This is a genomic window from Streptomyces sp. UNOC14_S4, from assembly GCF_020740835.1.
Taxonomy (GTDB): Bacteria; Actinomycetota; Actinomycetes; order Streptomycetales; family Streptomycetaceae; genus Streptomyces.
On record NZ_JAINFC010000294.1, the window covers coordinates 1 to 9722 of the forward strand.

At 74.1% G+C, this 9722-nt stretch carries 7 protein-coding genes; 5 read left to right on the top strand and 2 right to left on the bottom strand.

What is annotated here, in order from left to right; genetic code table 11:
• The coding region (locus tag K6I34_RS23720; RefSeq protein ID WP_238489657.1) for a hypothetical protein at window positions 1-473 on the top strand (473 nt) is incomplete at its 5' end.
• 82 nt (window positions 474-555) lie between these two features.
• Here K6I34_RS23720 and K6I34_RS23725 read toward each other — a convergent pair.
• Window positions 556-1134 carry a hypothetical protein gene (locus K6I34_RS23725; RefSeq protein ID WP_229328365.1) on the bottom strand — a complete coding sequence of 193 codons (579 nt, stop codon included), beginning with the start codon at window positions 1132-1134 and terminating at the stop codon, window positions 556-558.
• 216 nt (window positions 1135-1350) lie between these two features.
• Entirely contained in the window at window positions 1351-3513 is a 2163-nt protein-coding gene (locus K6I34_RS23730) for a RecQ family ATP-dependent DNA helicase (protein WP_229328370.1), read from the bottom strand.
• Between the two features lie 181 nt (window positions 3514-3694).
• Here K6I34_RS23730 and K6I34_RS23735 point away from each other — a divergent pair, with 181 nt between their 5' ends.
• The 4 genes from K6I34_RS23735 to K6I34_RS23750 form a co-directional block, all read left to right on the top strand.
• Window positions 3695-5143, top strand: coding sequence for a DUF4192 domain-containing protein (locus K6I34_RS23735; RefSeq protein ID WP_229328366.1), 1449 nt, complete (start codon window positions 3695-3697; stop codon window positions 5141-5143).
• Window positions 5144-5439: 296 nt separating this feature from the next.
• Complete coding sequence (locus K6I34_RS23740) at window positions 5440-7326, top strand: glycogen debranching N-terminal domain-containing protein (RefSeq protein WP_229328371.1); 1887 nt, start codon at window positions 5440-5442, stop codon at window positions 7324-7326.
• A gap of 89 nt (window positions 7327-7415) precedes the next feature.
• Complete coding sequence (locus K6I34_RS23745) at window positions 7416-8177, top strand: NUDIX domain-containing protein (RefSeq protein ID WP_229328367.1); 762 nt, start codon at window positions 7416-7418, stop codon at window positions 8175-8177.
• A gap of 250 nt (window positions 8178-8427) precedes the next feature.
• The coding region (locus K6I34_RS23750) for an ATP-binding cassette domain-containing protein (RefSeq protein WP_229328368.1) at window positions 8428-9722 on the top strand (1295 nt) is incomplete at its 3' end.

A 9722-nucleotide genomic window follows, 5' to 3' on the forward strand; every position in this document is an offset into this window, starting at 1 on the left:
GTCCCGGTGCCCACCGTCCCGTCCCGGCTCCGCCGCCCCCGCGCGCTCCGCGCCCCGCGGTGACGGATGCCCCTGTCCCCGCGGCCGGTCCGCAGGTCCAGGTGATCCCGGCGTCCCCGCAGGGCGCGCTGGACGCCGCGGACGAAGCCGTCGACCTGCTGCTCGACACCGGTCGCGAGCCCGGCGAGATCCTCGTCCTCACCACCGGTGAGCAGCACCCGTGGGCGGCGCACGAGTTGTCCTTCGGCGAGGCGTCGTACTGGGCGCAGCACGACGCCTGTGACGACGTCTTCTACGCGAGCGCCGACGCGGGCCGTGTCGCGCGTCGTCAGGTCGTGGTCGTCGCCGTCAACGGCGGTTCGGACGCCGTGGTGGGCGGGGTCCTTCCCAAGGCGCTGGAACGCGCCGGTGCGCTGCTGATCGTCTGCGGTGACCCGCAGCGCGTCGGCACCCTCGTCCCGGCGGGCGTCTGAAGCACGGGCCCAGCGGTCACCCGGCCCTCGGGGCGACGGTGACCGCGGGGTTCGTGCCGGACCGCCGTCCGCGGCCGACGGATCAGCCGACCGCCGAGCGGGGCACCGCCGCGTCCACGCCGCCGCCGACCTCGAAGGAGGTCACCGCCCGGTACGAGGACGAGCTCGGGCTCCGGCCGCTGCGTCCTTCGCCGAGGATCCGCCAGCCGTCCGCGGTCAGGGTGATGTAGGCGCCGCACCGCAGGCCGTGCAGGGTGCAGGCGTCCCGCAGGCCCCACATCCAGGCGCCGTCCTCATCCGTCCAATGGGCCTCGCCCTCCCGGCAGTAGAGCAGCACCGCCGTGCGGACCGGGGTGCGTCGCCGGAGGTCGTGCGGGATGACCTGGCGCAACTGCGTGAGCAGCGCGTTGCGGAGCTCCCAGCCGTCGGCCGTGGGCGACCGGCGGGCGAAGGACGCGCTCGCGACGAGCCGGTCGTCGGGGTCGAGCACAGCGACAACCGCCGTCATGGGTGACGGCAGATGGCGTGTGTGCAGGCCGGTGATCAACTCGCGCGGGTTGCGCAGCAGGGGTATCCCGGCCGCGGCCCATTCGGCGGGCTCCAGCGACCGGCCGAGCCGGGATCCGGAGGCGGCGGGCGGCGGAGCGAAGCCGAAGGTCATGATCCCCCCTTCGTCTGCGTGCCCGTGGCGGGGCGCGAGTGTGGCGTCGGGCAAGGGCGCGCACCGCCACGGCAGTCCGGCTGCCGTGGACGAGCGGGTGCAGGAGCCGGTCCGATTCTCCCGTCCGCGCCGGAGCGCGGCAACGAGCGAATGACGCCACTACCCCCCCACCGCGCGCCCCTATCCCTGCCCAGCCGTCCAGCCTGTCACGCGTGCTCAGCCCTGTACGGCGAGAACGAGTGGCAGCACCTCCGTCGCCCCTGCCCGGCGCAGCAGCTTCGCGGCCACGGCCAGGGTCCAGCCCGTCTCGGAGTGGTCGTCGACGAGCAGGACGGGGCCGCCCGCCGAGGCCAGGGCGGAGGCGAGCGACGGTGGTACGGTCAGCGACCCGTCGAGCGCCCGGAGACGTTGGGCACTGTTGGTACGCGGGAGGTGGGTGTCCATGCCCACGTCCCGGTACTCGACCGCTCCCAGCAACGGCATCCGGCCGATCGCGGCGATGCGCTCGCCCAAGGACTGGATCAGCTTGGGCCGGGTGCGCGATGCCACGGTGACGACACCGACCGGCCGGGCGGCGCCCGAAGCGCCATCGGCCCAACCGCCCGGTCCCCGCGCCCAGTCGGCCAATACGGTCACCACGGCGTCCACCACATCGTCCGGAACGGGGCCGTCCGGGGCTTGTGGGGCGAGGAGCGGCCGCAACCGGTTGCCCCAGCCGATGTCGGACAGCCGCCCGAGTGCCCGGCCGACCGAGGCCTGATCCCCAGCGGGGATACGGCCCTTGAGGTCCACGCCGACCGCGGCCATTCCCGTCGGCCACATCCGCCGCGGTTCGATCTCCACGCCCGGGCGCTCCAGTTCGCCCCGGGACGCGTCGAGGGAGGTCGCCGACACCTCGACGGCGAACCGGGGCCCGGCGCAGTTGTCGCAGCGGCCGCACGGGGTGGCCTGCTCGTCGTCGAGCCTGTGGCGCAGGAACTCCATCCGGCACTCCGTCGTAGTGACGTAGTCCCGCATCGCCTGCTGCTCCGCGGCGCGCTGCCGCGCGACCCAGGCGTAGCGCTCGGAGTCGTACGTCCAGGGCTGCCCGGTGCTCTCCCAGCCACCCTTCACCCGCTTGACGGCCCCGTCCACGTCGAGAACCTTGAGCATGGTCTCCAGGCGGGAGCGGCGCAGCTCCACCCGGGGCTCCAGAGCGGGCAGCGACATGGGGACGTCGGACGCGGCCAGCACGTCCAGGGTGCGGCGCACCATCTCCTCGGAGGGGAAGGCGAGGGAGGCGAAGTACTTCCAGATGGCCTCGTCCTCGCGGCCCGGGAGCAGGAGCACCTCGGCGTGCTCCACGCCACGCCCGGCCCGGCCCACCTGCTGGTAGTAGGCGATGGGGGAGGAGGGGGAGCCGAGGTGGACGACGAAGCCCAGATCCGGCTTGTCGAAGCCCATGCCCAGCGCCGAGGTGGCCACGAGCGCCTTGACCCGGTTCGCGAGGAGGTCGTCCTCCGCCTGCTGCCGGTCGGCGTTCTCGGTCTTTCCTGTGTAGGAGGCGACGGTGTGACCGCGGTGGCGCAGGAAGGCGGTCACCTCCTCCGCGGCGGCGACGGTGAGGGTGTAGATGATGCCGGACCCGGGGAGCTCGTCGAGGTGGTCGGCGAGCCAGGCCAGTCGGTGCGCGGCGTCGGGAAGCCGTAGAACGCCCAGGCTCAGGCTCTCCCGGTCCAGCGGGCCACGCAGGACGAGTGCCTTCTCCGAGGTCTCGCCCGTGCCCAGCTGCTCGGCGACGTCGGCGGTGACGCGCGCGTTGGCCGTGGCGGTCGTCGCGAGCACCGGCACGTCGGGCGGCAGGTCGGCCAGCATGGTGCGCAGCCGCCGGTAGTCGGGCCGGAAGTCATGGCCCCAGTCGGAGATGCAGTGCGCCTCGTCGACGACCAGCAGCCCGGTGGCCACCGCGAGCTCGGGCAGGACCTGGTCCCGGAAGTCGGGATTGTTCAGGCGCTCGGGCGACACGAGGAGAATGTCGACACGGCCCGCGGTGACCTCCGCCTGGATCGTCTCCCATTCCTCGGTGTTGGCGGAGTTGATCGTGCGCGCGTGGATGCCGGCGCGCGCAGCGGCATCCACCTGATTGCGCATCAGGGCGAGGAGCGGCGAGACGATCACTGTGGGGCCGCTGCCGCGACGGCGCAGCAGCGCCGTCGCCACGAAGTACACGGCCGACTTGCCCCAGCCGGTCCGCTGGACGACCAGCGCCCGCCGGTGGTGGGCGACCAGCGCCTCGATCGCGCGCCACTGGTCCTCGCGCAGTCTCGCGGTGCCCGTGGCGTCCCCCACGAGACGGGCCAGGACGGCGTCGGCATCGGCGCGGAGGTCCTCGCCGGTCATGCCCCCATGCAAGTTGGTCATGCCCCCATGCAACACGAGGCCACTGACATCGCGCGACCGTGGCTCCGATCCTGTGGACAACGCCGTCCACAGGATCGGCCCGACAATATGTGAGGGGTTATCCACAGAGAGTTATCCACAGGGGTGGCGGGGTCGGACAGGAACACGGGACTCTCGGGGCATGACGAAGCACAGCGACCCGTCCCGCCCGTTCTCCTCCTCTTCCTTCACCGCCGCGTCCGCCCCTTCGGGCCCGCACGCGGAGCAGGAGGTCACCCTCCGCAGCCCGGCCGAACTGGCCGACGCGCTTCCGTACTTGCTGGGGTTCGTCCCGGACGACAGCATCGTCATGGTCGCGCTCCACGGCGAGCGCGGCCGCTTCGGAGGCAGGCTCAGGCTCGGCATCCCCCACTCCCGTGAGGAATGGGCCGACATCGGTGACCAGCTCGCCGAGACCCTCCTCACCGGCAGCAACAAGCGCGGAGCCCGCCCCGACGGCGTCGTCCTGTTCCTCTGCCAGGACCCGGCGACCGGTGGGACCGGGCAGGAGGTGATGGAGCGGCTGCGGCCGCTCGCCCAGTCGCTGCGCGAAGCGTGCGGCCGCCGCGACATGCCTGTCTTCGAGGCCCTGTGCCTCTCCGGCGGCCGCTTCTGGTCCTACTGCTGCCCCGACCTCCGCTGCTGCCCTCGGGAAGGTACACCCCTCGCACTCCCCGGCACCTCGGTCATGGCGGCGGCCGCCACCTACGCGGGCATGGAGATGCGCGGCTCCCTCAGTCAGCTGGAGGCCCGCTACGCCCCGATCACCGGCCCCCGCGCCGAAGAGCAGCAGGAGGCACTGGACTCCGCGGCGATGGCACTCGTGCCCCGCATCCTCCGCAGCGCCGACTGCGAGGCGGTGCGCGAGGAGACGCTGGAACTGGCGCGCCGGACCATGAGCCGCTTCCACAGCACGCCGCCGCTCGGCGGACGGGCGGAGGCCGACGCGCGTGACGACACGCTCCTCACCGCCCCGGAAGCCGCGACGATCATCATCGGGCTCCAGGACCGCGTCACCCGCGACCGGGCGGCGGAGTGGATGGAGGGCCCCGAAGCCCCGGCGGCACTACGGCTGTGGCGCGCCCTCGCCCGCCGCTGCGTACCGCCCTATGCGGAGCACGGCGCCGCCCCCGTCGCTCTCGCCGGCTGGGTCGCCTGGTCCGCCGACGACAAGCTGGAGGCCCGTGTCGCCCTGGGCTGTGCCCTGCGCCTCGACCCCGAGTACCTCTTCGCCCAGCTCCTTCACCGTGCCTGCAACGAGGGCCTCGACCCGGAACCTCTGCGCCGCTGCCTCCGGGGACAGTCGGCCGGCCGCGCCTTGTGCCAGGCCGCGGCCGAGGAGGAGGCGCGGGGGAACGCGGCAGCGGCCGAGAGGCTCCGTACGGCAGTGGCCGGGAGCGAGGAAGAGGCCCGCGGCGGCGGTGCCGGAGCCGCCTCCGGCGAGGTCACCGCGGCGCGACGCAGGACTGGGGCGAGCAGGCGCTCGGGGAACGTCCGGCCGGGTGGTCCGAGCGGTCCTGAGGGAAGGGCGCGTACCCGGCGGACGGACGGTCAGCAGGGTGCTCGCAGTCGCCAGGAGCGCCCCCAGTGACCCCGGGGGCGGACGCGGCACGGACCCCACAGCGTGACTTCGGCGGCCCCGGCGCCGTTCAACCGGATGGCCACAGAAGCTGTCCGACATTCCAGTCCGTGACACCCGCAGGGGAGTGCAGACACGTGCAAGGCATCGTCCCCCAGGCTCAGCATGGCCAGCACGGTCCGTCGCCGCGCCGCCCCGCGCCGCCTCAGCGCCCCGGCGTCCCGCACGGACACGCCCCGCAGCCCGTGCACACGTCGCTGATCTGCGTCGCGCTGCCCGCCCTGGCCATCTCCGGTGAACACGGGCAGATGACCGGTCAGGGCCTCGACGGGTTCTACCGCGGCGGCAGGCGACTGCTCGCGCGCTGCCTGGTACGGGTCGGCGGGTCCGAACCCCTTCCCGTGCAGGGACGCATGCTCGCCGCGGACCGGGCACGCTTCGTGGGCACGGTCCGCACGGCGGCCGACGCGGGGCCCGACCCCGCCGTCACCGTCGAGCGGCTGCGCACGGCAGAGGGCACCGAGCGCATCGCCCTGCGCAGCACCGCCGTCCGTCCCTTGCGTCTTCGGGTGGAGGTGTCGCTCGGCACCGACCTGGCCGAGCTGGGAGCGGCCGCGGCAGGCCAGACAGGCGCCGAGATCCCGGCAGCCGTGCACGCGACCGGGCTGAGGTGGACAGCCCCCGGCGCACAGACGGCGGTCACCGCCGACCCTCCCCCCGACGATGCCCTGGCCTCCGCCGGACTGCTGTGCTGGGACGTCGACCTGACCCCCGGGAGTACCCGGAGCATCGAGCTCCGGGTACTCCCGGAGCAGCCCGGCAGAGCGCGCGTGCCCGAGGCCGCCGCCCCTCGCGGCCACACGGGCCCGGCCCCCTGGGGCGACACACAGGCGGAAGGGGACGACCCACGTGCCGAGGCCCTGCTCGCCGCCGCCCTCGACGACCTCCGCTCCCTGCTCCTGCGCGATCCGGCCCACCCGGGGGACGCCCATCTCGCAGCGGGCGTCCCCTGGCGCTGCGGTCTCGCCCCCGCGGAAGGGCTCTGGGCGGCCCGGATGGCCCTGCCTCTGGGCGTCCGGCTCGCGGCGGGCACATTGCGCACGCTCGCCCGCACCCAGCTCACCGGGCCCGGACCGGACCACGGGCGGATTCCGGGTGCGCTGCGCCACTCGGGAGCCCATCTGCCGCCAGGGTGCACCGGCATCGAAGCGACGCTGCTGTTCCCGGCCGTCCTCGCGGAAGCCCGGAGATGGGGGCTGCCCGAGCGGGAGACGGAGGCGCTGCTGCCCGTGGCCGAGCGGTGCCTGGAGTGGCTGGGCGGCGCGGTCGTGAGCGGCGGGTATCTCGCGGACCCCCACCCCCAGGGTCCGTACCGCTGCGAGGTGCAGGCACACGCGCACCGGGCGGCTCTCCTGGGCGCGGACCTGCTGGATGCCTTCGGCCGCCCAGGGGCGGAGCACTGGAGGAGCTGGGCCGCCGAGCTCCGCCGCCGGTTCCGTGAGGACTTCTGGGTGGAGGACGTGGGCGGAGGCCGGCCCGTCGCGGCCCTCACCCACGACGGACAGTCGATACCTCATCTCGGCGCCGCCGCGGCGCACCTGCTCGACACGGGTCTGCTGGGGGCGGGAGCCCACGCCCCCGGCCTCCTCGACAAGGTGCAGACCGAGCAACTGGCACGCCTGCTCGGAGGCCCTGCTCTGGACTCCGGCTGGGGGCTGCGCAGCCTGGGCGCCAAGGAGCACGGCCACAATCCCTTCGGCCACCGCAGCGGAGCCGTCCGCGTCCACGAGACGGCCGTGGCCGTCTCCGGCCTGACGGCCGCGGGGTACGAGAAGGAGGCGGGCGCGCTGCTGTGCGGGGCGATCGACGCCGCCGAGGCTTTCGGGCATCGCCTCCCGGAGATGTACGTGGGGGAGCAGCGCACCACCGGCAGCGTGCCCCTGCCACATCCTGCGGCGTGCCGCCCGGCCGCCGTCGCTGCGGCGGGGGCGGTGCAACTGCTGACGTCGCTGGCCGGGGTGCGGCCCGATGTGCCCGCCGGGACGGTGGCGGTCCGTCCTCTGCGTACCGCGCCGCTCGGTGCCCTGCGCTTCACCGGACTCCGCGTCGCCGAGCAGCCGTTCGCCGTACGGATCAGCAGGATGGGGCTCGGCATGGTCGAGGAGGCCCCGGACGGTCTGCAGCTCGGGGTGTGAGGGCGATGCGTACGGGCCTGCCGGAGGGGGCGCACGTGGGCCGCCCTCAAGACCCTGTTTATCGTCAAGCAGACGACTATGATCGCGTCATGCCCTACGACCCGTCGGCCTTTCCGCCCTTCGCTGTCACCGTCGACCTGGTCGTGCTCACCGTGCGCCGTCACGCGCTGTGCGCCTTGGCCGTCCGCCGTGGTGAGCCGCCGTTCCAGGGCCGCTGGGCGCTGCCGGGCGGGTTCGTGCGCGGTGACGAGGATCTCGAGACCGCCGCCGCCCGGGAGCTCGCGGAGGAGACGGGCCTGCACGCCCACGACCCGACGGGGCCCGCGGTCCTCAACGCGGCCCACCTCGAACAGCTCGCCACCTACGGCGACCCCAAGCGCGACCCCCGCATGCGAGTGGTCAGCGTGGCGCACCTGGCGCTGGCTCCCGACCTCCCCGCGCCGCGACCGGGCGGCGACGCGCACAGTGTGCGCTGGGCGCCCGTGGAGGATCTGCTGGAGCAGGACGTGGCCCACGGCCGTGAGGGGGAGCAGGCCGCCCCGCTCGCCTTCGACCACGCCCGCATCCTCGCGGACGGTGTCGAGCGCGCACGCTCGAAGATCGAGTATTCCTCGCTGGCCACGGCTTTCTGCCCGCCGGAGTTCACCGTCGGCGAGCTGCGCCGGGTGTACGAGGCGGTGTGGGGCGTCGCCCTGGACCCGCGCAACTTCCACCGCAAGGTGACCGGGACCCCCGGCTTCCTGGTGCCCACCGGGGGGACGACGACTCGTCAGGGCGGCCGCCCGGCCCAGCTCTTCCGGGCAGGCGGGGCCACGCTGCTCAATCCGCCGATGTTGCGGCCCGAGGCCTAGACGAGGCTGAGGGAGCGCGCTCTCCGCAGGACCGTGTGACACGACCGGGGAGGCCCCGTGACACGACCGGGCCGACTATCTGCATTACGGAGTAATTCGGTCATATTGGGTTACGGTGCTGCGGTACGTCCCTCACGGTCCGCGTGCAGTGCGGTTTTCTCCTGGGGCGGGCCGTTCCTTCGGAGCGGCCCGTTGCGCGAGGAGGCCGTGTGCCGTGCCGCCGAGGTTCTCATGCCCAGCGGGAGAAGCCATGATCCAGGCCATCGGACTGACGAGCGTCCCCCGCCGTGACCGTCCCCCTGTCGTCGACGACCTCACCTTCGAGGCCGGGTCCGGGCGGGTGACCGTCCTGCTCGGGGCCGAGGGGGCGGGCAAGACCAGCACCCTGCGGCTCATGCTCAGGCTCGATCCGGGGCGCGGCGTCGCCCTGTTCCGCGGCCGCCCGCTCGACCGGGTCGCCCACCCGACGCGGGAGATCGGGGTGCTCCTCGGCGACGTGCCCGGCCACCCCGCCCGTACGGCCAGGAACCACCTGCGCATGCTCAGCGCCGCGGCGGGCGTGCCCGAGGAGCGCGTCGACGAGGTGCTGGAGGTCGTGGGCCTCACCGGCCTCGCGGACCAGCGGATCGGTGACTTCTCCCGCGGCATGGACCGCCGCCTCGGGCTCGCCGCGGCGCTCCTCGGTGACCCGCACACCCTGATCCTGGACGAGCCCGCGCGTGAGCTGTCACCGCGCGAGACCGCCTGGCTGCACGGCCTCCTGCGTGGTTTCGCGGTACAGGGCGGTGCCGTCCTCGTCACCTCGCGCGACGCGCGCGAGGCCACCCGGATCGGCCACCAGGTCGTCACCATCGACCAGGGCAGGCTCGTCGCCGATCAGGAGGTCGCCGCATTCGCCCGCACCCGGCTGCGGCCCCGTGTCGCCGTCCGTTCGCCCTCCGCGCCCCGTCTCGCCCACCTCCTCACGGCCGAGGCCGACGCGGTCGGCGCTTCTTCCGGCAGGCCGCCCGTGGAGGTCGTGGACGAGGGCTGCGGCAGGCTGTCGGTCTACGGCAGCACCTGTGCCGCCGTCGGCGAGGTCGCGCACCGGCACGGCATCCCCGTCCACCGCCTGACCGAGGAGACCGGCCCCACCGGATCGGTCACGCCTCTCGCCCGAGCCGACGGCCGGAGGCCCGGCCCCAAGGGCGAGGTCACTGCGGGCGACGACGAAGCCGCCGCTGCCGCCGAGTCCTGCGCTGCCCCGGATGCCGGGGACTCCGCAGTGCGGAGCATTCCTGCTGCCGGGGGCACTCCCGTCCGGGACGCCCCCGCTGCCGGAGGCGCCGTGGCGGCAGCGGGGGCGTCCCCCCGAGCGGGCGGAGCCCTCGTCGCACCGTCCGAGGAGCGGTGGCCCGAGCGGTCGCCCGAAGGGCAGTCACCTGAGGCACCTGAGGGGCGGCCATGTGAACCGCCCAGTAGTGGCGGCGACGGCAGAGGTGCGGTGGAGTGCCCCGGTTCGTCGGTCCGTCCCGTTCCTGTGCCCAGCCCCCTGCCGCCCCTGCC